This is a genomic window from Gordonia sp. NPDC127522, assembly GCF_042672305.1.
Taxonomy (GTDB): Bacteria; Actinomycetota; Actinomycetes; order Mycobacteriales; family Mycobacteriaceae; genus Gordonia; species Gordonia hongkongensis.
The window spans coordinates 347156-372858 of record NZ_JBHXVK010000003.1 but is presented as its reverse complement, the minus strand read 5'-3'; the positions used below and the strand labels follow the sequence as shown (position 1 = coordinate 372858).

General features: G+C 66.8%; 24 protein-coding genes, 4 tRNA genes and 1 pseudogene. 13 read left to right on the top strand and 16 right to left on the bottom strand.

Annotated features, from left to right (window positions below; genetic code table 11):
- Nucleotides 1-40 precede the first annotated feature (40 nt).
- The 8 genes from ACFVHY_RS09290 to ACFVHY_RS09255 form a co-directional block, all read right to left on the bottom strand.
- Nucleotides 41-586, bottom strand: a complete 546-nt coding sequence (locus ACFVHY_RS09290) for an NUDIX hydrolase (RefSeq protein WP_390271112.1) — start codon at nt 584-586, stop codon at nt 41-43.
- Nucleotides 586-1710: a glycosyltransferase family 4 protein gene (locus tag ACFVHY_RS09285; RefSeq protein WP_390271109.1), complete on the bottom strand. Its 1125-nt coding sequence runs from the start codon at nt 1708-1710 to the stop codon at nt 586-588. Before ACFVHY_RS09285 ends, ACFVHY_RS09290 begins: the two co-directional genes overlap by 1 nt.
- A gap of 19 nt (nt 1711-1729) precedes the next feature.
- Nucleotides 1730-2653: a phosphatidylinositol mannoside acyltransferase gene (locus ACFVHY_RS09280; RefSeq protein ID WP_390271106.1), complete on the bottom strand. Its 924-nt coding sequence runs from the start codon at nt 2651-2653 to the stop codon at nt 1730-1732.
- Nucleotides 2650-3369: a phosphatidylinositol phosphate synthase gene (pgsA, locus tag ACFVHY_RS09275; protein ID WP_390271104.1), complete on the bottom strand. Its 720-nt coding sequence runs from the start codon at nt 3367-3369 to the stop codon at nt 2650-2652. The genes ACFVHY_RS09280 and pgsA overlap by 4 nt, the downstream gene beginning before the upstream one ends.
- 108 nt (nt 3370-3477) lie before the next feature.
- Nucleotides 3478-4041, bottom strand: a complete 564-nt coding sequence (locus tag ACFVHY_RS09270) for an HIT family protein (RefSeq protein ID WP_390271100.1) — start codon at nt 4039-4041, stop codon at nt 3478-3480.
- The gene (gene thrS / locus ACFVHY_RS09265; protein ID WP_390271097.1) at nt 4034-6130 is read right to left on the bottom strand and encodes a threonine--tRNA ligase; all 2097 of its coding nucleotides are present in this window, start codon (nt 6128-6130) and stop codon (nt 4034-4036) included. The genes ACFVHY_RS09270 and thrS overlap by 8 nt, the downstream gene beginning before the upstream one ends.
- A gap of 120 nt (nt 6131-6250) precedes the next feature.
- On the bottom strand, nt 6251-6751 hold the full coding sequence (locus ACFVHY_RS09260; RefSeq protein WP_083207463.1) for a TIGR02611 family protein: 501 nt from the start codon (nt 6749-6751) through the stop codon (nt 6251-6253).
- Nucleotides 6752-6828: 77 nt separating this feature from the next.
- On the bottom strand, nt 6829-8226 hold the full coding sequence (locus ACFVHY_RS09255) for a glycosyltransferase 87 family protein (protein ID WP_390271093.1): 1398 nt from the start codon (nt 8224-8226) through the stop codon (nt 6829-6831).
- A gap of 146 nt (nt 8227-8372) precedes the next feature.
- On the opposite strand from ACFVHY_RS09255, the gene ACFVHY_RS09250 reads away from it, so the two are divergent.
- The 3 genes from ACFVHY_RS09250 to ACFVHY_RS09240 all read left to right on the top strand — a co-directional run bounded on the left by ACFVHY_RS09250 (nt 8373) and on the right by ACFVHY_RS09240 (nt 10887).
- Nucleotides 8373-8912 carry a hypothetical protein gene (locus ACFVHY_RS09250; protein ID WP_390271090.1) on the top strand — a complete coding sequence of 180 codons (540 nt, stop codon included), beginning with the start codon at nt 8373-8375 and terminating at the stop codon, nt 8910-8912.
- Nucleotides 8913-9703: 791 nt separating this feature from the next.
- On the top strand, nt 9704-10465 hold the full coding sequence (locus tag ACFVHY_RS09245; RefSeq protein WP_390271087.1) for a GTP pyrophosphokinase family protein: 762 nt from the start codon (nt 9704-9706) through the stop codon (nt 10463-10465).
- Nucleotides 10462-10887 (top strand): hypothetical protein, encoded by a 426-nt coding sequence (locus ACFVHY_RS09240; RefSeq protein WP_390271084.1) that lies wholly within the window; start codon nt 10462-10464, stop codon nt 10885-10887. The genes ACFVHY_RS09245 and ACFVHY_RS09240 overlap by 4 nt, the downstream gene beginning before the upstream one ends.
- 169 nt (nt 10888-11056) lie before the next feature.
- Here the strand turns inward: ACFVHY_RS09240 and ACFVHY_RS09235 are convergent, their stop codons facing one another.
- Together ACFVHY_RS09235 and ACFVHY_RS09230 are read right to left on the bottom strand one after the other, a co-directional pair.
- Nucleotides 11057-11782: an adenylate/guanylate cyclase domain-containing protein gene (locus ACFVHY_RS09235; protein ID WP_390271081.1), complete on the bottom strand. Its 726-nt coding sequence runs from the start codon at nt 11780-11782 to the stop codon at nt 11057-11059.
- Nucleotides 11688-12419: a Pycsar system effector family protein gene (locus tag ACFVHY_RS09230; protein WP_390271078.1), complete on the bottom strand. Its 732-nt coding sequence runs from the start codon at nt 12417-12419 to the stop codon at nt 11688-11690. The genes ACFVHY_RS09235 and ACFVHY_RS09230 overlap by 95 nt, the downstream gene beginning before the upstream one ends.
- 198 nt (nt 12420-12617) lie before the next feature.
- Here ACFVHY_RS09230 and ACFVHY_RS09225 point away from each other — a divergent pair.
- The 3 genes and pseudogenes from ACFVHY_RS09225 to ACFVHY_RS09215 form a co-directional block, all read left to right on the top strand.
- A pseudogene (locus ACFVHY_RS09225) lies at nt 12618-12737 on the top strand (antirestriction protein ArdA); the annotation flags it as partial.
- Nucleotides 12738-12772: 35 nt separating this feature from the next.
- A complete protein-coding gene (locus ACFVHY_RS09220) occupies nt 12773-13150 on the top strand; it encodes an antirestriction protein ArdA (RefSeq protein ID WP_390271075.1) in 378 nt (125 codons plus the stop codon).
- Nucleotides 13151-13889: 739 nt separating this feature from the next.
- Nucleotides 13890-14558: a hypothetical protein gene (locus ACFVHY_RS09215; RefSeq protein WP_390271072.1), complete on the top strand. Its 669-nt coding sequence runs from the start codon at nt 13890-13892 to the stop codon at nt 14556-14558.
- Between the two features lie 216 nt (nt 14559-14774).
- Here ACFVHY_RS09215 and ACFVHY_RS09210 read toward each other — a convergent pair whose 3' ends face one another.
- Both ACFVHY_RS09210 and ACFVHY_RS09205 read right to left on the bottom strand, forming a co-directional pair.
- Nucleotides 14775-15719 (bottom strand): hypothetical protein, encoded by a 945-nt coding sequence (locus ACFVHY_RS09210; protein WP_390271069.1) that lies wholly within the window; start codon nt 15717-15719, stop codon nt 14775-14777.
- A gap of 673 nt (nt 15720-16392) precedes the next feature.
- Nucleotides 16393-16467 (bottom strand) — tRNA-Val (locus tag ACFVHY_RS09205).
- A 253-nt stretch (nt 16468-16720) separates the two neighbouring features.
- Between ACFVHY_RS09205 and ACFVHY_RS09200 the strand changes: the two genes are divergently transcribed.
- From ACFVHY_RS09200 to ACFVHY_RS09190, 3 genes are all read left to right on the top strand, one after another.
- Nucleotides 16721-16793: transfer RNA gene (locus tag ACFVHY_RS09200), tRNA-Gly, on the top strand.
- Between the two features lie 22 nt (nt 16794-16815).
- Nucleotides 16816-16889, top strand: a tRNA-Cys gene (locus ACFVHY_RS09195).
- Nucleotides 16890-16910: 21 nt separating this feature from the next.
- A tRNA-Val gene (locus ACFVHY_RS09190) sits at nt 16911-16985 on the top strand.
- Nucleotides 16986-17035: 50 nt separating this feature from the next.
- Here ACFVHY_RS09190 and ACFVHY_RS09185 read toward each other — a convergent pair.
- From ACFVHY_RS09185 to ACFVHY_RS09170, 4 genes are read right to left on the bottom strand one after another with little or no spacing between them, the layout of a single operon-like run.
- On the bottom strand, nt 17036-18130 hold the full coding sequence (locus ACFVHY_RS09185) for a CaiB/BaiF CoA transferase family protein (protein ID WP_390271067.1): 1095 nt from the start codon (nt 18128-18130) through the stop codon (nt 17036-17038).
- Nucleotides 18127-18771: a TetR/AcrR family transcriptional regulator gene (locus ACFVHY_RS09180; protein WP_390271064.1), complete on the bottom strand. Its 645-nt coding sequence runs from the start codon at nt 18769-18771 to the stop codon at nt 18127-18129. Before ACFVHY_RS09180 ends, ACFVHY_RS09185 begins: the two co-directional genes overlap by 4 nt.
- Complete coding sequence (locus ACFVHY_RS09175; protein ID WP_390271061.1) at nt 18752-20362, bottom strand: class I adenylate-forming enzyme family protein; 1611 nt, start codon at nt 20360-20362, stop codon at nt 18752-18754. Before ACFVHY_RS09175 ends, ACFVHY_RS09180 begins: the two co-directional genes overlap by 20 nt.
- A complete protein-coding gene (locus tag ACFVHY_RS09170; RefSeq protein WP_259936361.1) occupies nt 20359-20997 on the bottom strand; it encodes a nitroreductase family protein in 639 nt (212 codons plus the stop codon). The genes ACFVHY_RS09175 and ACFVHY_RS09170 overlap by 4 nt, the downstream gene beginning before the upstream one ends.
- Nucleotides 20998-21135: 138 nt before the next feature.
- Between ACFVHY_RS09170 and ACFVHY_RS09165 the strand changes: the two genes are divergently transcribed.
- The 4 genes from ACFVHY_RS09165 to zapE all read left to right on the top strand — a co-directional run bounded on the left by ACFVHY_RS09165 (nt 21136) and on the right by zapE (nt 25605).
- The gene (locus ACFVHY_RS09165) at nt 21136-23082 is read left to right on the top strand and encodes a flavin-containing monooxygenase (RefSeq protein ID WP_390271058.1); all 1947 of its coding nucleotides are present in this window, start codon (nt 21136-21138) and stop codon (nt 23080-23082) included.
- Nucleotides 23083-23101: 19 nt separating this feature from the next.
- Nucleotides 23102-23920 (top strand): sulfurtransferase, encoded by an 819-nt coding sequence (locus ACFVHY_RS09160; protein WP_390271056.1) that lies wholly within the window; start codon nt 23102-23104, stop codon nt 23918-23920.
- Complete coding sequence (locus tag ACFVHY_RS09155) at nt 23917-24492, top strand: GNAT family N-acetyltransferase (protein ID WP_390271054.1); 576 nt, start codon at nt 23917-23919, stop codon at nt 24490-24492. The genes ACFVHY_RS09160 and ACFVHY_RS09155 overlap by 4 nt, the downstream gene beginning before the upstream one ends.
- Before the next feature lie 90 nt (nt 24493-24582).
- Nucleotides 24583-25605, top strand: coding sequence for a cell division protein ZapE (zapE, locus tag ACFVHY_RS09150; protein WP_390271051.1), 1023 nt, complete (start codon nt 24583-24585; stop codon nt 25603-25605).
- The last annotated feature ends 98 nt before the right edge of the window (nt 25606-25703 follow it).

Below are 25703 nucleotides of genomic sequence, written 5' to 3'. Positions count from 1 at the left end.
CACCAGTCTAGGTGAGGGGCCGATGGCCCCCGACGAGGCATCAGTCCGCCTGGCCTGGGGTGACGCGCTCGATGATCTCGAAGTACTGCGGGGGTGCCGCGTGGCCGCCGAGCCGCAGCCACCGGACCGGCCGGCGTTGCGCGAGGGCCCTGGTGTCGCGCACGGCGTCGTTGTAGAACCGGCGCGCCATCATCACCCGCGTCTCGGCGTCGGCGAGTTCGACGACGAGGGCCGCGGATCGACGATTCGGGTCGGTGCGGGCCAGCGCGGCCGACAGCGCGTTCTCGGCGTCCTCACGTGCCGACGGTGCGGCCCGCTCGGCGCGATCGGCCAGCGTGGCGAGCTCGCGCGCCTGGGCGGCGACGCCGTCGTCGACGGACGTGCGGGAGTTCGCGGCGCCGTCGCCGGCGATCATCTCCGCGGACACGGCACGCACGACCACCGCGCGCCGGTCGAGGTTCGATTCGAGCGCCTGGCGGGCGAGATCGACACGGACGTTGAGCCGGTCGAGGCGGTTGGCCGTGTGGTAGGCCCATCCCGCCACGAGCAGCACGGCCACCACACCGAGGACGATCCAGGTGGCCATCAGTCCGACACCACGACCGGACCGGCTCCCACCGTGACGGTGTCGTAGACCCGCAGGATCTGGTCGGCCACCCGCGACCAGTCGTACTTGTCGGCCCGAATCCGTCCGGCGGCGACGAGATCGGCGCGCGCCTCCGGGTCGGCGAGGAGTTCGACGAGGCCAGCGGCGAGTTGATCGGGGGACCCCGTCTCGACGAGTCGCCCGGCCCGGCCGTCGTCGAGCACTCGCCGGAAGGCGTTCAGGGAGCTGGCGATCACCGCCGCCCCGGCCGCCATCGCCTCGACCAGGACGATGCCGAAGCTCTCGCCGCCGAGGTTGGGTGCGCAGTAGACGTCGGCGGAGGCCAGCGCCCGCGCCTTGGTCGCATCGTCGACCTGCCCCAGGAACACCAGGTGTTCGGCGAGTGGACCCGCCCGCCGCCGCAGCGCCGCCTGGTTGCCGCCGCCGACGACCAGGACCCGCACGAACGGGAACCTCTCCACGACCGCGGGCAGCGCACGCATGAGCACGTCGATGCCCTTGCGCGGTTCGTCGAAACGACCGAGGAACAGGATCGTGCCACCCGGGTGCGGATACCCCTCGAGGGGCTCGGCGTCGGCGAAGGACGCGACGTTGATGCCGTTCGGGATCTCGACGGCATCGGAGCCGAGTGACTCCATCTGCCAACGACGCGCGAGCTCGGAGACGGCGATCTTGCCCGCGATCCGTTCGTGGTACGGCCGCAGGATTCCCTGGAACACGCTCAGCCACAAGGACTTCGAGGTGGCGGTGTGGAAGGTGGTGACGATGGGCCCGGAGGCCACCATCAACGACAGCATCGAGATGCTCGGCGAATTCGGTTCGTGGACGTGCAGGACGTCGAAGCCGTTCTCGGCGACCCAGCGACGCAGCCGCAGGTAGCCCTTGGGACTGAAATTCACCCGGGAGACCGAGCCGTTGTACGGGATCGCCAGCGCGGGTCCAGCCCGGACGACGTACTCCGGCAGTTCGGTGTCGCGGCCGGCCGGGGCGAGCACGCTGACCTCGTGGCCCCGGTCGAGGAAGACGTCGGCGAGTTCGGTGACGTGGGCCTGCACACCCCCGGGCACGTCGAAGGAGTAGGGGCAGATCATTCCGATTCGCATGGCACTCCCCTGGTCGTCGTCATGTCGGCGTCCCGTCCTGCTCGACGCGACCGCGCTGACGGTCGGTCCAGTCGCTCTCCCAGAGCGGCTGCAGCATGTGCCAGTCCGCCGGATGCGCGGCGATGTTGACCGCGAAGGCGTCGGCGAGAGCTTGGGTGGCGGCTTCGATCCCACCGGAGACGTCGATCTGCTCCCCGCAACACATCCGGGAGTACGGCGCCTCCTCGAACCAGTGATGGACGGGCATCAGCGCGGCACCGGTCTCCCTTGCCAGCCGTGCGGACCCCGCCGGCATGCGGGTTCGTTCGCCGAAGAAGGTCACCGGAACCCCGTGCCGGGCGATGTCGCGTTCGCCGAGCAGGCACACGATGCCGCCGGCGCGGAGCCGGTCGGCCAGCTGCCCGAACGGGGGTTGCTCGCCACCGCTCAGCGGGAAGATCTCGAAGCCGAGCGATTCCCGGTAGGCGACGAACCGGTTGAACAGTGACTCCGGCTTCAGGCGTTCGGCGACCGTCGCGAACCTGCCGTAGTGGTGGACCAGCCAGACACCGGCCATGTCCCAGTTGCCGGTGTGCGGCAGCGCCAGGATCACTCCCTTACCCCGGGCCAGCGCGGCGTCCAGGCGGGCCCGGTCCTCGTCGGGGAGCGCAACGGTGGACGTGACGGTCGCACGATCCTGCGTCGGCAGGCGGAACGCCTCGCACCAGTACCGGGCGTAGGAGCGCATGGCGTCGGCGACGAGGTCGTCGGGTACCTGCGCGGGTTCCACGCCCAGGACACGGGCCAGGTTGCGGCGCAACTGGTCCGGGCCACCGCCACGACGACCCGCGTAGCTGCCGGCACGGTCGAAGAGACCCCGCGCGGCCCGTTCCGGAGCCCAGCGAACGGCGGCCCAGCCGGCCCGGTACCCGAGATCGGCGGCCATCGCGCCGAGATCGGTCATCGCTGTCCCGCGGGCGGGGTCTGACCGTCCGAGCCGGACGAGGGTTCCGCGTCGCCGTTCTCGGCTTGTGCAGGCTCGGAGTCTGCGGGTTCCGAGGTGATGGGGATGAGGTCCCGCGCACCCGGCGACTGCGCGATCGACCACATCCGCTGCCCGACGGTGATGACACTGGCGACCGCGAGGAACCACATCGCGACGTGGATGGCCCACCACAGGCCGAGACCCGTGAGACCGGCGCCGACGAGCACGATGATCAGCCGGTCGGGCCGCTCGATGAGACCGCCGTCGCCGTACAGACCGCTCGCCTCCGCGCGAGCCTTGGCATAGGAGATGACCTGGGAGGTCACCAGACAGATGAGGGTCGCGACGAAGAGCAGGTCGTGGGGTTCGGTCACCGCGCACCACCAGGCGAGGCCGGCGAAGATGGCGCCGTCGGCGACGCGGTCACAGGTCGCGTCGAGAACGGCGCCGAATCGCGTGCCGCCGCCCCGAGCACGGGCCATCGCGCCGTCGAGCATGTCGAACATCACGAACAGCCAGATGACCAGCGTGCCCCAGAACAACTCGCCCATCGGGAACAGCGTGAGTGCGGCTGCGACGCCGGCGAGCGTGCCGATCAGCGTCACCGAGTCCGGCGTCAGCCCGGTCCGCAGGAGCGCCCGACCCATCGGGAGGGTCACCTTCGAGACCGACGCCCGACCCAGAATGCTCAGCATCGCCGAGTTCCTCCCCCATCTCGCGCCGCGTCGCGCCTCAGCGCTTCCCGATCGCTCTCGTCTGACATCGCCTCAGATCGCACCGTCACCCGATCGCTCACAGCGGGGTCAGTCGCCCAGTCGCTGCCAGGCGGTGGCCAGCAGTCCGCGGGTGTCCCGGAGCAGCTGGGGCATGACCTTCGTCTCGCCGACGATGGTGATGAAATTCGCGTCGCCCATCCATCGCGGCACGATGTGCTGGTGGAGGTGCTCGGACAATGAACCGCCCGCCGCGTAGCCCAGATTCAGACCCACGTTGAAGGCGTTGGGGTTCGACACCGCCTTGATCGTGCGGATCATCCGCTGCGTGAACGCCATCAGTTCGGCGGATTCCGCGGCGGTCAGATCCTCGAGGTCGGCGACCTGCCGATACGGCACCACCATGGTGTGCCCCGGGTTGTAGGGGTACAGGTTCAGCACCGCGTAGACGGTGTCACCACGCGCCACGATGAGACCGTCCTCATCGCTCATGGTCGGGATGTCGAGGAACGGATGCCCCGTCTTCTCGGCCGGTTGCGGGTCGGCGATGTAGGTCATCCGATGGGGACTCCACAGCCGTTGCAGGCGATCCGCCACACCGACACCCTCGTCCCGGATCTCGCCGGGCGCCTCACCGAACGCGGCGTCACTCATCGAGCGCTCCCGCCACCACGACCGTCTCCACCTCGCCGAGCGCGGCCTCGACCAACTCCTTGGTGGGCGACTCGTTACGCCTGCTCCGGACCCACTCGACGATCACCGACACGGCATCGGCGACCGGTACGCCGTTGACCTGTGTGCCGTCGCGGAACCGGAAGCTCACCGCCCCGGCCTCGACGTCGCGTTCGCCGGCCAGCAACATGAACGGCACCTTGCCGGTGGTGTGGTTGCGGATCTTCTTCTGCATCCGGTCGTCGGAGGCGTCGACCTCGGCGCGGACACCCGCGGCGAGAAGGTCGGCTACCACGCCAAACAGATGTCCCTCGAACGCCTCCGCTACCGGGATGCCGACCACCTGGACCGGTGCGAGCCACGCCGGGAACGCGCCCGCGTAGTGCTCGGTGAGCACGCCGAAGAACCGCTCGATGGAGCCGAACTTCGCCGAGTGGATCATCACCGGCTGCTGCTTGGTGCCGTCGGCGGCGGTGTACTCGAGGTCGAATCCGGCCGGCTGGTTGAAGTCGTACTGGATGGTCGACATCTGCCAGGTACGCCCGATCGCATCCTTCGCCTGAACCGAGACCTTCGGTCCGTAGTAGGCGGCACCACCCGGGTCGGGCACGAGGTCGAGACCTGATTCGACGCACACCTCTTCGAGGATGGCGGTCGCGGCGGTCCACTGCTCCGCGGAACCGATGAACTTCGGCGAGTCGTCACGGGTGGACAGCTCGAGGTAGAACTCGTCGAGTCCGAAGTCGCGCAGCAGCCCGAGGATGAAGTCGAGCAGATGCTTGATCTCGTCCTTGGCCTGTTCCGGCGTCACATAGCTGTGCGAATCGTCCTGGGCGAACCCGCGGACGCGGGTCAGACCGTGCACGACGCCCGACTTCTCGTAGCGGTAGACGTGACCGAACTCGAAGAGCCGCAGCGGCAGTTCACGGTACGACCGCCCGCGCGACCGGAAGATCAGATTGTGCATCGGGCAGTTCATCGCCTTGAGGTAGTAGTCCTGCCCCTGGCGGGTGATCTCTCCTGCCTCGTTGCGTTCCTCGTCGACGTGGATCGGCGGGAACATGCCGTCGGCGTAGTACGGCAGATGGCCCGACAGGTGGAACAGATGTTCCTTCGAGATGTGCGGGGTGCCGACGTACTGGAAGCCGTTCTCGATGTGCTTCGCGCGAACGTAGTCCTCCATCTCGCGCTTGATGATGCCGCCCTTCGGGTGAAAGACCGGGAGTCCCGAGCCGAGCTCGTCGGGGAAGCTGAACAGGTCGAGTTCGGCGCCGAGCTTTCGGTGATCGCGCTTCTCCGCCTCCGCGAGCATCTCCAGGTGTGCGTCCAGCGCCTCCGCCGATTCCCACGCGGTGCCGTACACGCGCTGGAGACCGGCGTTGGCCTGATCGCCGCGCCAGTACGCCGCCGAGCTGCGGGTCAGCTTGAAGGCCGCGATGTACTTGGTGGTCGGGACGTGCGGTCCGCGGCACAGGTCGCACCAGATGCGTTCTCCGGTGCGCGGATTGAGGTTGTCGTAGACCGACAGTTCCCCGCCGCCGACCTCCATCACCTCGGCGTCGTCGGCGGCGCCCTTGTCGTCGATGAGTTCGAGTTTGAACGGCTCACCGGCCAGTTCGGCGCGCGCCTCGTCCTTCGACTCGTACACCCGCCGCGAGAACCGCTGGCCCGACTTGATGATCTGCTTCATCTTCTTCTCGAGGGCGGTGATGTCCTCGGGGGTGAAGGGTTCGGCGACGTCGAAGTCGTAGTAGAAGCCGTCCTTGATCGGCGGGCCGATGCCGAGCTTGGCCTCGGGGAACAGCTGCTGGACCGCCTGCGCGAGAACGTGTGCGGTGGAGTGCCGGATCACGCTGCGGCCGACCTCGGTGTTCGCAGCGACCGGTTCGACATCGGTGTCGGCGTCGGGTGCCCACGACAGGTCGCGGAGATCCCCACCCGCGTCACGGACGACGACGATGGCCTCCGGGCCCTTGTTGGGCAGCTCGGCCTCGCGCAGTGCGGTGCCCGCGGTCGTCCCAGCCGGCACACGGATCGTGGCGGGGCTGGTCACCTGGACGTCGTCGGGCACGGGGGCGCTCCTCGGGTTGGGGCGGACACGCGAAGACGCGTCCGGGTCGGACGTTTGCGACTCTGATGGTATCCGCGACGGGTCGTCGTGGAGTGCACCCCTACCTTGCGGCGTCGGAGATCAGCCGAAGATGGGACTCGCCAGCCAGCCGTAGTCGAGGCCGACCCACCCGGCGACGGTGTTGAGCGCGCCGAGAACCCACAGGGTGGCGATGACGATGGCACAGGTTGCGAGCCAGAAGACGGCCTGTACCGACCAGTGTTGCCGACCGATCCAGTCCATCCAGGCGTCGTATTTCGCCCGCGCGAACTTCAGCAACCGGTGCGCCCAGTCGAACTCCGACGCCAGAATCCCCAGTCCGAGGAACACGATGAGCCAGCCCGGGCCCGGGTACGGGATCGCGACGATGCCGCACAGCAAGACGATCGTGCCGATGGTCCCGACCGCGATGCGGTACATGCCGTGCCACTTCGGATTGCTGCGCACGACGTAGCGACGATGGCGTGCGCGGATGCGCAGGCGATGCCGGAGAGACCCGCGGTCCGCGTCGGCCGACGTCCGCGCGCCGCTCGGTGTGGACGTCTCGTTCACTCCGGACTCGCTCGCCCCCGGTGTCGGCATCGTCTCCCACCTCGTTCATTCGGCCCGCTGCGTACTTCGGCCCGGTGTTCGTCTCGGCCTGGAAAGTGACGTCCAGGCTACGCGATGCAGTTGTCGGACTCCGGCGTCGGCAGGGTGGTCGAGCCGCGCCATCGCCTCCGCCGCGCGCCGTCGATCAGGGTCGCGGACACGGTGACCGCGAGAAGCAGCGGATAGCAGCCCGAATACAGCACGACGAGCAGATCGCCCACGCCAGAGTCGTCACCGTGTCGCGGCATCATGAAAAGCCCCAACGCGATCGCATGGTCGGAGGTCAGATACGGCCCGCTGTCCCACCAGTGCCGCCACCAGGTGAACGTCAGCGCCGCCACGCCGGCCGGCGCGAGCCAATACCACCACGTGCGAGCCGTACTCCCCCGCCGCATCGCCAGATCCAGCGCGACGACGAACAGCGGCACGCACCAGACCCAGTGGTGTCCCCACGCGAAGGGCGAGACCGCACACATCGTCATCCCGACGATCGTGGCCGCGAGGACGTCGCGCGCATCGCGGTGGGCGACCACCGCGGCGACCAGTCCGAGCGCGGCGACGGCCAGCGCGAGCAGGAGCCACAGCCACGTCGGCGCGACGAAGACGGGCCCGCCGGGTGCGGGCTCGGCGAACCGTCCGATGTCGAAGTGGGACAACATCTGTGACACGAATCCGCGCACCGATTGGTTGGCCGGCGAGTCGGCCCGGCCGATGCGTTCGGTGTCCGTGAGGTGGCGGGTCCAGTAGGCCCACGAGTCGGCGGGGACGGCCAGGAAACCGATCATCACGGTCGCCGCGAACGTCGCCAGCGCCGTGGCTGCCGCGCGCCACTGACGTGTCACCAGTAGGTAGACGACGGCGAACAGCGGTGTCAGTTTGATCCCGGCGGCGATGCCGATGGCGACTCCGCGCCACCGCGATGTCGTCGAGAGGAACACCAGGTCGACGAGGATCAGGGTCATCACCAGGAAGTTGACCTGTCCGAGCCAGATGGTGGTGCGGATCGGTTCGAGGGCGGTCGACGAGATCGCGAGCAAGGCGGCAAACGTGATCAGGCGACCGCCGGGCCGGTAGTGCAGGCTCCGAAGGCACATCCCGATCACGACGATGAGCGCGGCGAAACCGATTGTCCACCAGACGATGTGGGCGACGGCCTCGGCGAACAGAGCCAGCGGGACGAACACGACCGCGGCGAACGGCGGATAGGTGAAGTGCAGACGCCACAGGACGGGTGCGTCGTACAGCGGACCCGCGTCGAGCATGGTCGCCGCGCCCGCGCGATAGACGCGGGCATCAGTGGCGTTCTCGAAGAGCCCGTAGAACGGGTTGGTGATCGGGAACGCCGCGACGTGCCAGGCGATCACCCCGACCGCGATGACGGCCGCCACGACGATCGCCGCCGTCGGGATCCGTGCGGGCACAGGACGTGACGACTCCGGCGATTCGACGGCAGTCTTCGCGGCCACGCGGCGAGCGTACGCCCTGATTGTGAGCTGTATCACGCGCAACGCCGTGGCGTGGTCGGTTGTTCGGTGGACAGCTGGATCGCGACGGTACGTGCCGGACTACCGTTGACCTCGGTGGGTGACGAGATCACCTTGGGGACGACACCATGTCATCACTACGAACAACCCTCGGAGTCGTACTGGTCATCGCGGCATCGTCGACGCTGACCGTCGCGTGCGTCGGGGACGGCATCGACCCGGCCGCGATGACGCGCGACACCTCGTCGAGAACCGCCGACGGTCCGGTTCCACCGATCCACATCGCACTCGAGACCCCGTCCGAGGTCGTGCGCCCGCGGCTCGACCCCTGGCCACTCGCCGACGACTCTGCGCTCCGACTCGACCAGCGGCGAGTGGTCGACATACTCATCGATCTCTCGACCGGGAACGACGGTGAGGAGCTCGCGCAGCGGTCGACCTGCCGCGTTCTCGACGGCATCCAGTCACCGCCGGCCGACGCGCCGGGCTGGCAGGCGCGCATCGTCGCCACGGTGACGATGCGACACGGTTACGCGCTCCTCGCCGCGCCGCTGCAGCGGTCCGCGGACGCCGCGGTCGTCGTGCTGGCCCGGGCTCTCGACGACGTCGATGCGGTTGCGGGACAGCCATACCGGCCGGTGTTCGTTCAGGGGTGCAGTCCGTACTGACGCAGACCGGGGATGCCGAACAGACGAAACGCTGGTGCAGCGCCTACCACTGCCATCGCAAACCGGCGCTGTTTGACTGTCGGCACGTGGCGATGCCGTCGGTTTGGTGCACCATCGCGCGAGCACCGAGCTGTGGGCAGGGAGTTCCGATTCGGACCTTGGGCGCACGGGACACGGCATGACTGCGCCAGAACCCATCGCCCTCCGGCGAGCAGTACAGCGTGCCGTCGGCAGAGTCCATGCCGTACTCGTGCTGATAACAGGGTCCGCCTTCGCGCTGAACCGAAGACGGTGCCGCCGACGCCCCGCCGACGCCCCGCCGACGCCGGCCAACGCCCCGATGACTGCTGCTGCCATGACTATTCCGGCGAAGGACTTTCTGGCCATCAGTGATCTCCGCAGAAGTTCTCGTAGCAATACGCGTGCCGAGGGCAGAGGTCCTGGGTGGCAAATAGTGTCGCAACCAGGATTCCGGTGCCGGGGCGCTTCATTCGCAGCACTGTCCGCGCGCGTCCGCCATGCCGCTCACAGCGTCTCGTCATGTCCGTCTCCAAACGTCCGCCTGCAGCTGTGAGCCACCGATCGCCACAGCTGCCGCCGCATCGTATCCACCCGGGGCACCGAGATCTGGGGTCGATGGCCGTGTTCATCCGATCGATCGAACGCCACCCGGAGCAGCGAATCCGGTGCGCCGTCGCGTTCGGGTGGCGTGGCCGACTCCCCGCAGCCGCCTATGGTCGATGGTCGATGGCCGGGAGTGCGTCCATCAGCGAGATACCCCGGGAGGACCGATGACAGCAAGCGACAGCGACAGTCCGATCGACCGTGAGATCCTGGGCGACCTGGCGCGACTGCGTGACGACATGACCCGCTTTCAGATGGAGCATCAGTTCGCGGTCGACGAGATCCTCACAAAGGTGACCATCCTGCGAACCGAGTTCCTCCACCTGCACCACTACAACCCCATCGAGCATGTGACCTCGCGGGTCAAGACACCGGAGAGCATCTTGCGCAAGGCCATGCGCAAGGGCATCGCACCTGACCTGCCCTCGATCCGCGCACACCTGACCGATATCGCGGGTATCCGCGTCACCTGCAGCTTCATCGAGGACACTTACCGAAGCCTGGAGACCCTGACCTCTCACGATGACGTCTGCGTCATCGAGATCAAGGACTACATCGCGGCACCCAAGCCCAACGGCTACAAGAGCCTGCACGCGATCGTCGCGATCCCGGTCTTCCTCTCCACCGGCCCCGTCGAGGTCGTGGTAAAGATCCAGATCCGCACCGTGGCGATGGACTTCTGGGCCACGCTGGAGCACAAGATCTTCTACAAATACGACGGCCGCGTCCCCGACCATCTGTCGGCAGAGCTCGCTTCGGCGGCCCGCACGGCGAACGAACTGGATCAGCGAATGGAGCGACTGCACGCCGAGGTTCACGGCGACGGGTCCGCTCCGGGACGGAGCCCCATCGACGACGATGTGATCCGGTATCTCCGGCAGCATGCACCGAGGGCAGAAATGCCGGACCACCATCCGAAATCGCCGTGACCCGAATACGAGAAGAGCCTCGCCGTGGATTCGGCGAGGCGCTCGCCCTCACCACCGACGATGTCATCGTCGAGCACAACGAGCACGGCGAGGTCGACTGTGTCCGACTCTTGGTGACTCGCAGTGTGGTCGAGGGCGCGGGTCTGGAACGCGTCGCGGGACCGACCAAGACCGACGCTGGCCAGCGCGGCATTGTCATCTTCGGCCGTGACGCCGAGGCGATCGCCCGGCACGTCGCCCGATTGGCCCCCGGCGCTCTGCTGTGGACAGGCCAGAACGGCAACTACGTCAGCCAGTCCTCGGTCATCAACTGGTGGTGGAAGGCCCAGGCATTGCCGGGTGCCCTGACCTGGCCTTCCATAGCCGCGCCACTACGCGGCCACCCGCTATCCAGACGGGTGCCACTCTCGCCGAGATCATGAGCAGGCTCGGACATTCCAGTGCACGAGCTGCCATGCGGTACCAGCACGCCGGTACTCGCGACGACGAGCTGGCCCGCCGCGCAGCCCGGTGAGGAGTTGCTGCCCGTGTCCGCGCCACTTCGGTGAACCTCGTGTTCGCCGTGGCGCGGGCACCCGGTGACCCAAGACACTACAGACTTTCCACCCAGTCGTTCATTTCGATTCGAACAACATTGCCGGTATACACCGTCCCCAGCTCGTTCGTATAATTGCTGGTCAGAAGGTCGCGATTGTGGTCGTTCAGATTGCTTTGAAAGACTCCCCCGACGTAAATCGGCTGATTCCATCCACGGCCTGCCTCGTGCGCCAAATGCGCTGCGCGGTTCACGACGTCACCCATGTAGATCACGTCGTTGATTCCACTTCCGCTGAACCCCGCCTTGATCATCAGGACTCGCCCGTAGTCGACCCCGATCCCGACCTTGATCGGGCTGTAGCCCTTCTTTTCGTAGTGGTGATTGAGCAGCTTGACCAAGGTATTGGCCGTAACAGCAATTGAGAACACCTCGTCGATGTCTGGCTTCACAGGTGTGTTGTACACAGCCCAGACGCAGTCGCCAACGATATTCACCTCCCTGACATCGGTATCAGAATTCAACACTGCAACCATCTCCGAGATGAAGGCTCTATAGGTCTTCGCCAACGTGGGCCGAGTGTGCTTCTCGGTCAGTCCCGATGAGTCCCGGATGTCGATGAATACCGCGGAGCAATAGCCGTAGAAGCCATTCGTGTAGGACAGCTTGCCGCGGTCCGGCAGAGCGTCAACCTCCTCGAACTGGCCGGCCGGCTGATTCAGGATCTCCTTGATCCGGTCCGAGCTGCTCGTGTAGCTGTACGCCTTGTAGTTGCCGTCCATCGTCTGCTCCTGTGGGTGTGTTCGTAATGTTGGTAGTTAGCGCGAGCATGGCCACTGCTGCACCCGCGGCGACCGCAGCACGGATCGCCCACTTCGCGGAACGATTCTTGACGGTGGCGATCAAAGCATTCGCATGGACCTGGTCGGCGAGCTGCTCGGTGAGGGCCGCCGGATCTGCCGACAGCGTGCTCAGGTCGGTCCTGTAGCGCGGGCGGCCGCCCTTGTAGTGGCTCGAGATACTCGCGAAGAACAGCAGACTCTTGCTGTCTGCATCGTCGTCCTTATCCTTCACCCTGGGCGTTAGCGTCCATGCGCATAGCCCCACTGCAGTCACCATGAACGTGCAAGCGGCCGCTGCTGCGACTACCACTGGAAGCGACCAGTTCTGTAGATCTTTCGTCAGATTGAACGTCAAGGTGCCCATCACACCAACGAACGCCAGCGTCACCCCAGCCTTCGCATCGGAATGGCGGATCCACTCGTTGACCAGCGACAAGGCCTTCCACGCGTGGTCGGGGTCTGGCGCTGCTCCGCTGTCAGCGGCCGACGCCACGTCCGTCTTCCGGCACCCTCCTCGTCCGCGATCTCTGAACACGTCCGAAATCGTATCGGCCGCCTCCGACAACAGACGTCCCATTGCAGCTGCTGTCCCAGCGTGTGACCGAGAGGCCCCAGCGTCCAGCACTTTACATAGGGTGCCCGCTGCAGAGAATGCCTCGATTCACTCCCCGAGGCCGAGCGCATGGCTCTGCCCAACGCAGACCAGCGGCGTAACCGCCGGAGAGACCCTCCTCGATGTCCACATCGAGGAGGATTCCGATGACCACCACCCGCATTGACCCGCACGCCACGTGTATGGCTCGGCTGCCTCGCCTGCAACAACGCCGGCCACCTCGTCGGAGATTGGTACGACGCCACCGACGCCGCCGAGATCACCCCGAGCCAGCCGCACAAACGGCCGATCAGGCCCGACACGCACGAGGAATTGTGGTGCTTCGACCACGAGTTCATCCCGTCGACGGCGAGTTCAACCCCATGGAGGCGACCCGCGGCGGTGAGGCTTACGACGAACTTGATGACGCCGACCTGTGGCCCGCGGTGTGCGCGCGGGTCCGCAGCGGATCATCTGTGGCAGAGGGAAATTCGGACACTCCCGCGCTCGGAGACTTCCAGGACCGCTACTGCGGCAGCTGGGGTAGCTTCGTCGACTACGTCCACGACCTCGCCGAGGACACCGGCACGTTCCGTAACGTCCCCGAGGAACTGCGGCAGTACATCGACACCGCTGCATGGGCGCGAGACATCGAGGCCGACTACACCACGGGGAAGAGCCCCGAGGGCGGCTACTTCGTGTTCCGGTCCTATTGAGCCCCATCGCATCCCAGGCCCTGCCGGGAGCGCCCATCACGGCCGGCCGAAGAACGTGGCAGGCCGCGATGGTCCGGATCGCCGCTGGTCACCGGACATGAAGGGTAGTCGCTCGCCATGTTCCGTGAGGATCGAATCGAACAGATCTCATTCTCCGACCTGCGCCCCGGCCACGTCGTACTCGACGTGCCGAATATCCATGCCGTGGTCGTCAGGAAACCCCTACTCATCTCCGATGGATTGGCCGTCGTTGGCCTGCGCACTTGGACTGTGGCTGGAAACGCTCTCGCCCCATCCACCACCGCCCTCGCCGCCCTCGATTTCCCCGAGACCACCCGCCGCATCTACGTCCCCCGCGGGCGCCGGCCCTGGCACCCACCCCGGCCCGGCCCTTGGGAGGACACGGGCGACACCGGCAACCGGCTCGGCCACCCTCACCGGCCGGGTCGCGCCCCACATCGACCGCCACCACCCCACATTTCTTAGCATTGCGAAACAAACGGGTGAGCCCACGCCCATCCGTGCGCTCAACCCCGTCTGTTAGCCGGTCCGTTGTTGCACAGGTCTGAGCACCCTGGATCATGGCCGACGCCCCATCCAGCCTGTCCCCCAGTTCGCCCACGAAGCTAGCTCGTCATTTCGCGAAATGATCGTGGTACCGTTTTGAGGCGCCGCCACTCGCGGCGCACGACACCGAGCGAATCAGCCCGGCACACCGAAGAGAAGGACAGACACACCCATGACCGTCACCACCATCGCCTCGCCGATGCCGGACGAGCCAGCTCGCCCGGCGTTCATCCTCCGCATGACGGGGATCGCTGATAAAACCCTGGTTAAGGCCGTCGAGGCGGGCTGGATTCCCGACCTCAGCGTCGCGACCGTCGTATGGCTCGCGAAGCGACCAGTGCTTGTCTCGGCGCGCACACCGGACGGCGTACCGATCCCGGCGCTGCGTATGGGCGTCAAGAAAGAGGCCACCCCTGAGTGGGACAACCCGACCGGACCGGGCGTCTCGCTTCCGGATTGGATCATCCCCCGCGAGTTCGCGGGTCTAGCCGAGGACTACACCGATGAAGAATTCTTCCTGGCCACGCACCGTTGGTGGAAGCACGCCGGGCGTCGTCGCATCGCACAGGCCGGTTACCTCATTGTCGTCATCGGAGGGATCGTCGTCGGGCTGCTGCGCATCACTGGTGAGCCCGTAGAGCACCCCGAAGATGCCCGCCTTGCATACCCGGGGTATCTGATTGCACGGCTCGACTGCCACTTCGAGATCCTCGTCCCAGACGACCGCCGGATCACACACGAGGACCTCGACCTCGCGCGACAGATGCTGGGCTCGCTGTCGCCGACCCGCGGCGGAGGGAGCATAAACGCGCTCGACGCCGACCTAGATAGCGCCATCTGAGCGAACACGCCGAACCGTCACATGCACGACAAGCCCGCGACATCTTGTCGCGGGCTTGTCCTGTACTCCCGGACGCCATTGCCACGCTGACGATCTTCTGCTCTCGGCGAGGCCCGTCTGGAAGCCGGTCGTTGACTCGGGCGTCCGATACTGACAGTCGCCCCTATCCGTGGGCGTCCACAGGGTCTGTCGGGTTCCGAATAAGGTGAAGGAACCCTATCCGGCCTTCTTCGAGAACTCGACTGCGGCGTCGCGCATCTTCAGGAGAGTGCGATACAAGTACCGCCTTCGCGTCGGCGGGTCCAGCTGAGGGCGCCCCGCCAGCCGATCTGCCCAGTCGATCACCTCATCGTCGGATAGGTGGTCGAACCATCGGGTCACGAGCTCCGGCGGCGTTTTCGTGTCGATCTCTGCGATGTGCTCCGCCAGGTCGATCCTCGCCGCTGCTGCGACCAGTCGTTGTGCGTGCCTGGTTACCGCCGAAACGTCTGAGCCCTCGACGAGCGCCCCTCGCACATCGTCGTGGCCGACCGAGATCTCGTAGCGGCACGGCAGAGGTGGATCGGGGGCGGCCCCGACCATGAGGCACGGCAGTGCCTCTTCCCGAACCCAGTCGAAGATTTCCTTCAGCTCGCCGAGCAACTGCGGCCACTCGTCAGTCAGCGGCCTGTTGATCCCGAGGTTGGGGAACATGGTCATCGGGACCTGGACGCCGAGGGGCACCTCACCGATGACCTCGCCCACGTTCAGCGGCACTACGGCCCCCGTCGCCACCTCGTCGAGGGTCTGCGGCCTGTTGTGGTCGTCGTACATCGCGGCGATCCTGACCGCCGTGACGGCAGGTTCCCGATGCTTGGCGTGGTTGGTGTGCAGCGCCAGTCGCGCCAACGGATGCAACCGGTGGTCGTCGCCCAGGTGATACGGCTGCAGCCGCTCGATGCGGGCGACGAGGTCGCTACCGGACTTCAGCGATGCAGGCCCCTTCTTGTCTCGGGCTCCGACCCATTTGAGGAAGTCCTCGTCGCTTTTCGTGGCCGGTATCTCGACCTTCTTGGCCAGGTCGTCGCTCAGGCGACCGTCCCGGAACTCCACCTCGGCGAACAGCGTGTGCTCAATGGCATTGCGCAGCGCGACCAGTACATCAGCGACGAGCAGCGGCACCTTCTGCGGGATGGGCTTGATGCTCTCGACCACTGTCTGCACCATGTCGCCGACGACTACGTTCCGCAGCCCGATGATCCCCTCCGGCACAGTCTGGTAGTCGAAGAGAACATCGCTGAGTTGTCCGAGAATCTCGTCGGCATGAGCAAGCTCTGCCGCTGCGCCGAGGTGTCTGTCCGGCAGCCAATCGAATTGGGTGTTCGTCACCGAACAACCCTAATATCCCGATTACCAGTGTCCCTCTATGATCCGGTAGATCGTCGGACGCGAGACCTCACTCGCGATGAGGCGGCCTACCGAATCTTCCGCGACTGCGAACCGTCGAGCGACTTCGCGCTTGCGAAACACTCTCAGATCGTCAGTGATGTCGTTACTGGGTGATGCCGGCATGTGAAACCCATTGAGGCAAACACTTCACACCCGCCTTCCTCACGGGGGGCCTGCCGACCATGTGATCCCGGCAGCCGCGCCGAGCGCGGCATTCCCGTCCGTCGTCTGCTCGGGTCCCGCATTGCGATGCGGACGGCCATCCACGGCCCGGCATGCTGCCGAGCACCTCCAAGTACCGCAACCTTCCGCAAGGTTGGTGAATCCGAGTACCGCATGAGTACCGCAGGCCCCTGCAAGCGCATCTAATCTGAAAGCAAAAACCCCCTGTGATCAGAGGGTTTAGTGGTGGTCCCGGCTGGGATCGAACCAGCGACCTTCCCGGTGTGAACGGGACGCTCTTCCACTGAGCCACGGGACCGTGTCGGGCGCCTTCAGTCAGTGCCGGGGGCGCCTGCGCACGAGCCAGAAGATTACACGGGTTGCGCAGAAGTCCCAAATCGCCGCGGTGGGCCACATCACAGACGCCCCTACATGGCACGGGAGCGAATCACACGCTGGGGATTCAGTCGCGGACACGCCTCTGACCAGGCGATTTGGATAGTTCGGAAACCATCGCGTAAGTTTCTCTTCGCACCGCGAGCAGCACGATCCACAAGATCGCTCGTGGGCATGCGGATGTAGCGCAGCTGGTAGCGCATCACCTTGCCAAGGTGAGGGTCGCGGGTTCGAATCCCGTCATCCGCTCGGCGCGAGTCGACTCGCATCTGGTGGTGTGGCCGAGTGGTGAGGCAACGGCCTGCAAAGCCGTGTACACGGGTTCGATTCCCGTCGCCACCTCCACCGCTGCACAATTCCATACCCGCGCGATTAGCTCAGTGGGAGAGCGCTTCCCTGACACGGAAGAGGTCACAAGTTCAATCCTTGTATCGCGCACCACGACAAAACCCCCGGATCGCTCCGGGGGTTTTTCGTTGCTCATCAGCCGTTCAGTTCCCCGCCGACCACTCGTCGACGATCTCCCCCAGCGACGTCGCCGACGGACCTGAGGGCGCCGGCAACGCGGTCCGGGAGAACCGCGGTGCCGGCGCGGGGGCGATCGCACCGTCCACGCGCACGAACGAACCGCGTTGCACCGCGACCGGGTCTGCCGCGGCCTCGTCGAAGTCGAGAACCGGTGTCACACAGGCGTCCACACCGTCGAACACACTCCCCCACTCGTCGCGCGTACGCGTTCCGAAGCGGGCTTGCAGTGCCGCGCTGATCACCGGCCATGCGGCCCGGTCCCACCGGTCGGGCAGGTCGCCGAGGCCGAGGGTGTCGACCAGGTTCCGCCAGAACTTCTCCTCGAGCGCGCCGACGGCGACGAACTTGTCGTCGGCGCACCGATACGTCGCGTAGAACGGCGCCGAGCCGTCGAGGAGATTGCCCTGGTCCCGAGAACCCCAGCGTCCGGCGGCCTTCCACGACCACTGCAGCGCGCCGAGTAGTCCGGCACCGTCGACCATGGCGGCGTCGATGACCTGGCCTCGGCCGGTCCGAGTGCGGTCGTGCAGAGCGGCCAGCACGCCGACGACGAGCAGCATCGACCCCCCGCCGAAGTCGCCGACGAGCGAGAGCGGTGGCACCGGCGGCGCACCGGCCGGACCCGTCGCCTCGAGCACACCGGTGACCGCCAGGTAGTTGATGTCATGTCCGGCGCTCGCGGCACGACCTCCGTCCTGACCCCACCCGGTCATGCGCGCGTAGATGAGTTGCGGTGCGTCGGAGCAGATCTCGGGACCCAGGCCGAGGCGTTCCATCACGCCCGGCCGGAACCCCTCCACGACGATGTCGGCGCGCCGGATCAGCTCTCGGATGCGGGCCACGTCGTCGGGGTCTTTGACGTCGGCGTCGACGGTGCGTCGCGACCGGTACAGACCGGCGTCGGCATCCGGGATACCGTCGGGCCCGGGCAGATCGGGGCCGGGCCGCCGGATCCGGATGACGTCGGCGCCGAGGTCGGCGAGCAGCATGCAGGCGTGCGGGGTCGGCCCGAGTCCGGGCATCTCGACCACCCGCACGCCGGCGAGTGGTCCGCTCACGACGTCGGACGATGGTGGAGAACGCCACCGATCGTGAAGTCGACGTAGTCGCGGACCAACTGGTCGACATCGTGGGAGTCGTTGAGCCACCAGCTGATCCCGTTCATCAGGTCCAGGACCGCGATCGCCGACTGGTGTGGGTCGCGGACCTCGAACAGCCCCAGACGGGCGCCGGCGGCGATCACATCGCGAATTCGACGCTGGTAGTACTTCCGGTAGTCGGTGACCACCCGTCGGTGTTCGGGTGTCAGCGCCGACAATTCGCGAAGAGCGACAAGGTGTTCCACCCGGTGCCGCGCCAGACGCCGGACGTGGGCCTCGATCAGGTTGGTGAGCCGTTCGACGGGACCACCCTCGGCATCGAGCAGCAGCAGATCCTCCTGCGGATCCTCGGTCATCCGCAGCGCGATGGCGTAGAGGATCTCCTCCTTGGACTGGAAATGGTTGTACAGGCTCGCGCCTCGCATACCGACCGCCTGGGCGATGTCACGCATCCCGGCGTTGGAGTAGCCGTGATCGGCGAAGTAGCGGGCCGCGGCCTCGACGATCTCGTCGCGCCGTCGGCGGGGCCGCCGCGCCGGCGGCGTCGGGTGTTCGTCGGTGGCCGCGTCGGCGTCGATCTCAGCCCTGACCGGTTCCATAGGCCTTCCTCAACTCGCGCTTGAGCAGTTTGCCCTGGGCGTCGGTCGGCAACGCGTCGACCACGTGGACCTCTTTGGGCACCTTGTACGATGCCAGGTCGGTCCGGCAGTACTCACGGATGTCGGCGCCGGTGTGTTCCGCGCCGGCGCGGAGCACCACGAATCCGGTGACCGCCTCCGACCAGTACGGGTCGGGCAGCCCGACGACGGCCGCGCGCTCGACGTCGGGATGTGCCTGCAGAACTCGCTCGACCTCTTGCGACGCGACGTTGAATCCACCGGTCTTGATCATGTCCTTGCGCCGGTCGCGGAAGAACAGGTTGCCGTCGGCGTCGATCCGGACGATGTCACCGGTATGAACCCAGCCACCCTCGAAGACCTGCGCGGTGCGCTCGGGGTCCTTGTGGTAGCCGAGCATGACCGAGGGTGTGCGGCACAGGAGTTCGCCCTCTTCGGCGTCGTTGCCGTCGGCGTCGACGACCCGGACCTCCAGGTGCCCGACCGGCTTGCCGATCCAGGTCGGGTCCTGGTCCGGCACGTCCTCGAGCCGCCGGAACCAGCCGACGGAGCCGAGCTGGGTGAGTTCGGACTGTCCCCAGTAGGTACCCCAGACCGATTCCGGGGTCGCCGCGGCCCACGCGTCGACCGCGTGCGGCGACACCTGACCGCCGTAGGTCAGGCAGCGGCGCACCGAACCGACGGTGTCGGGACCGAAATCGGGGTGGTTGGCGAGCGCGATGAAGAAGGTCGGCGTCTGGGCCAGCACCGAGATCTTCTCGTCGCGGATCATCCGCAACGCCGTCGCCGGGTCGACCGCGGCCGGCAGCACCAAGGTGGCGCCCAGCAGCGTCAACGACGTCAGCGAGCCGATCCCGGCGATCGTGTGGAACGGCATCACGTAGAGCCACACGTCGTCGTTACGGCAGCGCAGCCCCCACGTGTATGCCGGCGAGGTGGAGATGAGGTAGTTCCGATGGGCGATCTCGACGCCTTTGGGCGTCGACTCGGTGCCGCTGGTGTAGACGATCATCGCGAGGTCGTGTTCGTCGACCTCGCAGTCGGGTTCGGAATCGTCGGCTGCCGCGACGGACTCGTCGAACGAGTTCCACGAGTTCGCTTCGTCGTCGCCGACCACGAGGACCGAGATCCCGAGACCGTCGGCGATGGGGCCGGCCAGCGCGGACAGCGGTTGTTCGACGACGAGCACCGTCGGTTCCAGGTGGCGGAGCTGCTGGGCGACCTCGCCCTCCCGGAACATGGGGCTGACGCCGGAATACGCGGCACCGACCTTGAGGGCGCCGTAGTAGGTGGCGACCGTCTCGACCCGGTTACGACTCATCACTGCAACGCGGTCCCCTCGCCCGACGCCGAGGTCGAGGAGCACATGCGCGACCCGGTTGGCCATCGTGTTGAGCTCGGCGTACGACGTCGACGTACGTCCGCCTTGCGCGTCGTAGGCCACGATCGCCGGGGTCGAACCCTGGGACCGGGCCAGGCGGCGCAGCTGGTCACCGATGGTGGCCCGGCCCAGCATCGAGGTCTGTGCGGGAGAGAGGGCGCGCGTCGAGGGGTTCACGGCGGGGGCGCTCACGCGAACATCCGGTTGTCGAAGCGGTCGAGGAAGGCGATCTCCTCGACCGGGGTCCGGGACAGCTTGCGGGGGAAGTCGTCACGCGGATAGCCGACGGCGATGTGGGCGGCGGTGAGATAACCCTCGGGGATGCCGAGGAGGTCCTTCACCTCGTTCTCGGCCGCGCACAGCAGGGTCGTCAGCGCAGTGGCCACGCCTTGCTGCCGGAGCGCGAGGGTGAGGTTCTGGACGCTCGGGTAGATCGACGCACCGCCGACGACGCTCAGCCTGCCGAGTTCGTGGTCGGTCGGGTGCAGTCCCTCGATCTCGGCGCACACCACGATGAGGGCGGGCACCTCGGCGAGGTGGTGCGCGAAATAGTTGGCGCTCTCCACGGTCTTGGGGATGGCGCCGACCTTCTTCGAGCCCTCGACGACTGCGGCGTAGTAGCCCTCCCAGAACGGCAGGTAGAGGTCGGCGAGTGCCTTCTTGGTCACCTCGTCGCGGACGACGACCCAACGGACGGGTTGGCGGTTGCCGCCCTGCGGGCCGAATCGCGCGTCGTCGAACGCCCGGTACAGCACCTCGTCCTCCACCGGGCGGTCGCTGAAGTAGCGGCAGGTGCCCGTCGTGCGCATTGCCTCGCTGAGATCCATGTCAATCCTCCGTGCTCACTAACCGTTGTTAGTATGACTGAGGACACAGTGGCATAGCTCGTTTTCGCCGTCAAGGCCCGTCAGTCCGAGTAAAACGCGGTGTTGACGTCGCACTACTAACAGTGGTTAGTTTTAGCTATGACATCTGTTTCGCTGCGTCCGGAGACGCGCCCGACCACAGCGGAGATCCGGGCAGCCGTGGCGGCGGGCAACATCCCGACCCTGCTCGCGGTCCTCGTGGAGATGACGGGTGACCACCGGTGGATGACCGATCGGTACCGCCCGACGCGGAGCCGAGGCATGGACGACAACTCCTCGGGCGGGCTCGGCGAGGACGTCCAGCAGGAGATCCGCGCGGCGGTCGTCGACGCCCTCGAGAACTGGTACGACCGCGGCCGGCCGGCGCGGAAGCCGGCCGACGAGGCACTCGTCGCATCGTTGATGTCGTTCACCGCGGGCGAGCAGGTGGCCCCGGAATTCGCGCCGATGATGACCGAGATCGTCCGCGGCGACCTCCGGGATACACATCTGCCGGCGTTGCCCGACGATCTCGCCACGTCGATGGACGCGCTGGTCATCGGCGCCGGTGTGGCCGGCATGCTGATCTCCACACAACTCGCGGAAGCCGGCGTCGAGCACACCGTGCTGGAGAAGAACGACGAGGTGGGCGGCTCGTGGTACGAGAACCGCTACCCCGGCGCCGGTGTCGACACGCCGAGCTATCTCTACTCGATCTCGTCCTTCGATCACCCGTGGTCGACACACTTCGGCAAGCGCGACGAGGTGCAGGGCTACCTGCAGGCCTTCGCCGACCGGCACGCGGTGCGCGATCGCGTCCGCTTCGGCACCGAGGTCCTCTCGGCCGCCTACGACGCCGAGACCCAGCGCTGGACGGTCCACGTCCGCGACCGCGACGGCCGGCAGGACACCCTGACCGCCCGGATCCTTATCAGCGCGGTCGGAATCCTCAACCGCCCCAAGCTTCCCGAACTCCCGGGGATGGGCGACTTCGCCGGTCCGATCTTCCATTCCGCACAGTGGCCGGACGAACTCGACGAGCCCGGCGCGTTCACCGGCAAGCGGGTCGCCATCGTCGGCTCCGGTGCCAGCGCGATGCAGATCGGGCCGGCCATCGCCGATCGGGTCGGATCGCTGACGATCTTCCAGCGCTCGCCGCAGTGGATCGCGCCGAACGATGACTACTTCGCGCCGGTCGGCGACGACGTGCACTGGCTGATGGACAACCTCCCCGGGTACCGGGAGTGGTACCGCGCACGGCTGTCGTGGATCTTCAACGACAAGGTCCACTCGACCCTGCGCATCGACCCGGACTGGCCCGAGCCGACCGCGTCGATCAACGCCGTCAATCACGGTCACCGCGAGTTCTACCTGCGCTACCTGCGCACCGAACTGGGCGACCGCGACGACCTCATCGATCTGTCGACTCCCGACTACCCACCCTTCGGCAAGCGGATGCTGTTGGACAACGGCTGGTTTCGCATGTTGCGCAGGCCGAACGTCGAGCTGGTTCCGCACGGCGTCGAACGGGTCACCTCCGACGGGCTCGTCGACGGCACCGGCAGCGCCCACGACTTCGACATCATCGTGTTCGCGACGGGATTCCACAGCGACCGCTACCTCTACCCCATGGACATCGTCGGACGCAGCGGGCAGAACACCGTCGAGGCGTGGGGTGATCACGACGCGTACGCCTACCTCGGGATCACCGCACCCGACTTTCCCAACCTGTTCATCCTCACCGGGCCGAACACCGCACTGGGACACGGTGGCAGCTTCATCAGCATCCTGGAGTACCAGGTGCGCTATGTCTGCGACGCCCTGCGCGCGATGATCGAGAACCGGCTGGGCGCACTGGAAGTCCGGCGGGACGTCACCGACGAGTACAACGACGCCGTCGACCGCGCCCACGCGCAGATGGTGTGGACGCATCCGGCGATGACCAACTGGTACCGCAACCCCGACGGACGCGTCGTCGCCGTCCTGCCGTGGCGGATCGTCGACTACTGGGCGCGGACGCGCAGCGTCGACCTCGACGATTTCGTCGCCGAACCCCTCGACGACTGAACGGACTACCGTGGCTGTCATGACGCCCCTCATCTCCGCCACCGATCTCGCCGCCCGCCTCGGCGAGGAGAACCTCCGCATCGTCGACGCCACCGTCCATCTGACCTTCGATGCCGACGGCGCACACGTCGCCTCCGGCCGCGACACCTATCTGGCCGGGCACCTGCCCGGCGCGGTGTTCGCCGATCAGATCACCGACCTCAGCGACCCCGACGGCGAAGCACCGTTCGCCGCAGCGGACTCCGCACGTTTCGCCGCCGCGGTCGGCCGCCTCGGCATCGGCGACGACTCCACCGTCGTCGTGTACGACACCGCCAACGGCATCTGGGCCACGCGCCTGTGGTGGCAGTTCGGACTCGAGGGCTTCGACGACGTGCTCGTCCTCGACGGCGGGTACGGCGCCTGGACCGCGGCCGGCCTCCCGGTCGAGACCGGCGAGGTCACAACCACCCCGGCATCGTTCACCCCGCGCCGCCGGCCCCAGCGGATCGTCTCCACCGACGAGGTCGCGGCCGCCACCGGCGAGTCCTCCGTCCTGCTGGTCAACGCGCTCGACCGGGAGTCGTTCGCGGGCGGCCACATTCCCGGCAGCGTGAACGTCCCGTTCGCCGAACTGGTCGACGACGCGGGGCGCCTCCGGCCGCTCGAGGAGTTGCGCGAACTGTTCGCAGACGTCGGCGCCCTCGACCCGGCGGTGCGCCCGGTCACCTACTGCGGCGGCGGGATCGCCGCCACCGCAGCGGCTTTCGCGCTGCACAGTCTCGGACGCGACGACGTCGCAGTCTACGACGGATCGATGAACGCCTGGACCGCCGATCCGGCTCGTCCACTGTCGTGAGCGATCCCGGTGCCGCCGACATCGCCGATGTCACCGTGGAGGTCGTGACCGACCCCGCAGCGGCGGCGGGAGTCGCCGAGGTCGCCGCCATCACGTTCCCGCTCGCGTGCCCGCCGCACGCCGCACCGGCCGACATCGAGAATTTCGTCGCCGACAATCTGCGGGAGAACAACTTTCGTGATCACATCGCCGATCCGACTGCGGATGTCCTGGTCGCGCGCGACGGTGTCGGCGGACCGATCCTCGGCTACGCGCTGGTGCTGCATGGCGATCCGACGCACCCCGACGTGCGTGCGGTCGTGACCGAGCGTCCGGTGAGCGAGATCTCGAAGATGTACGTGCTGCGCGACCATCATTCGCGGCAGGGCGCGACTCCGTCGCACCTGCTCATGGGTGCCGCGCTCGATCGCGCACGGTCGCACGGCAGCGCTCGGGTGTGGTTGGGCGTGAACCAGCTGAACGTCCGGGCCCAGCGGTTCTACACGAAGATGGGCTTCGAACGCGCCGGCGTGAAAACCTTCACCCTCGGGGAGAGCACCGAACACGATTACGTGTTCACGCAGCGGCTGTGAGCCTTCGGTTCGCTCGGATGTCGCCACCTGGACTGGTGACTTCGGCCACGCGCGGTCCAGGCAGCACGCGCTCCGTGTGACCATTTCAGGATGTCCGCAGTGCGTCAGGCAGTAGTCACCGCGATCTTCGCGGCGGCCGCCGACGCCGGGATCGTGCTGGACCCTCAGCAACTGCTACTCGTCGATCGGCTCGCCGTCCTCGTTCCGGAGGGACGCCGGCGGACACGACGCTCGTCGGGCCCGCGCGGGCTCTATGTCCACGGTTCGGCCGGCCGGGGCAAGACGTGGCTGGCCGACGCCTTCTTCGACGCCAGCCCGACACCGAGGAAGACGCGGATCCACTTCCACAGCTTCTTCGAGGAACTCCATCGCCGTGTACACGAGCACCGGAACGACCCGCACTCGCTGGGCCTCGGCATCGACGATGTCGTCGGCAACAGCGAGCTGCTGTATTTCGACGAGCTTCACGTGCACGACTCCGGGGACGCGCGTCTCCTCACCCGATTGCTGGAACACGTGCTCTCCCGCCGGATCACCGTCCTGGCGACGTCGAACTACGCCCCGGATGATCTTCTGCCGAATCCCATCTGGCATCACCTCTTCGAGCCCGGCATCACGCTGATCAAGGATCATTTCGACGTCCATCACCTGAACGGGCAGACCGACTACCGCACATCTCCCCGCGGGGACTCCGCCGGCTTCGCCGCGGGAACCTGGATGACAGTGCCGCCGTCAGGTCACGTGTCCGAGACCACCCACACAGTCGGGCTCACTGTTCGTGGGCGACGTTTCGAGGTCCACTCCGAGCGTGACGGGTGTCTGCAGGCCTCGTTTGCGCAATTGTGTGACGCGCCGGTGTCGACAATCGAGTATCTGACGTGGGCGCGAATATATCCCCGCTGGACGATCACCGACGTGCCGACATTCGATGTCTCCGACGAGGAGGCGCAGCAGCGGTTCATCAACCTGGTGGACATCCTGGTCGACGAGGACATCGCCGTCACGTTCACCTCGCCCCACTCCTTGCCCGTCTTCTGCGCCGCCGCAACGACCTCCCGTCCCGATGCCTTTCGTATGACCAGTCGTCTGCGGTTGATCCGCTCGACTCCGTAATCGCGGCGTTCCGCCGTCGTGGTCGAATCCCTGGCGTTTTTCTTGAGTCGAACCAACTCAAGTTCGCGCCGCATCATGGGACGACCGGATACTCCTGT

Coding starts and splice junctions, on each gene's coding strand:
- ACFVHY_RS09290 (WP_390271112.1), bottom strand. CDS start 586: ATGGCCACCTGGATCGTCCTCGGTGTGGTGGCCGTGCTGCTCGTGGCG.
- ACFVHY_RS09285 (WP_390271109.1), bottom strand. CDS start 1,710: ATGCGAATCGGAATGATCTGCCCCTACTCCTTCGACGTGCCCGGGGGT.
- ACFVHY_RS09280 (WP_390271106.1), bottom strand. CDS start 2,653: ATGACCGATCTCGGCGCGATGGCCGCCGATCTCGGGTACCGGGCCGGC.
- pgsA (WP_390271104.1), bottom strand. CDS start 3,369: ATGCTGAGCATTCTGGGTCGGGCGTCGGTCTCGAAGGTGACCCTCCCG.
- ACFVHY_RS09270 (WP_390271100.1), bottom strand. CDS start 4,041: ATGAGTGACGCCGCGTTCGGTGAGGCGCCCGGCGAGATCCGGGACGAG.
- ACFVHY_RS09260 (WP_083207463.1), bottom strand. CDS start 6,751: ATGCCGACACCGGGGGCGAGCGAGTCCGGAGTGAACGAGACGTCCACA.
- ACFVHY_RS09250 (WP_390271090.1), top strand. CDS start 8,373: ATGTCATCACTACGAACAACCCTCGGAGTCGTACTGGTCATCGCGGCA.
- ACFVHY_RS09245 (WP_390271087.1), top strand. CDS start 9,704: ATGACAGCAAGCGACAGCGACAGTCCGATCGACCGTGAGATCCTGGGC.
- ACFVHY_RS09235 (WP_390271081.1), bottom strand. CDS start 11,782: ATGGACGGCAACTACAAGGCGTACAGCTACACGAGCAGCTCGGACCGG.
- ACFVHY_RS09230 (WP_390271078.1), bottom strand. CDS start 12,419: ATGGGACGTCTGTTGTCGGAGGCGGCCGATACGATTTCGGACGTGTTC.
- ACFVHY_RS09215 (WP_390271072.1), top strand. CDS start 13,890: ATGACCGTCACCACCATCGCCTCGCCGATGCCGGACGAGCCAGCTCGC.
- ACFVHY_RS09180 (WP_390271064.1), bottom strand. CDS start 18,771: ATGGAACCGGTCAGGGCTGAGATCGACGCCGACGCGGCCACCGACGAA.
- ACFVHY_RS09170 (WP_259936361.1), bottom strand. CDS start 20,997: ATGGATCTCAGCGAGGCAATGCGCACGACGGGCACCTGCCGCTACTTC.
- ACFVHY_RS09165 (WP_390271058.1), top strand. CDS start 21,136: ATGACATCTGTTTCGCTGCGTCCGGAGACGCGCCCGACCACAGCGGAG.
- ACFVHY_RS09160 (WP_390271056.1), top strand. CDS start 23,102: ATGACGCCCCTCATCTCCGCCACCGATCTCGCCGCCCGCCTCGGCGAG.
- zapE (WP_390271051.1), top strand. CDS start 24,583: ATGTCCGCAGTGCGTCAGGCAGTAGTCACCGCGATCTTCGCGGCGGCC.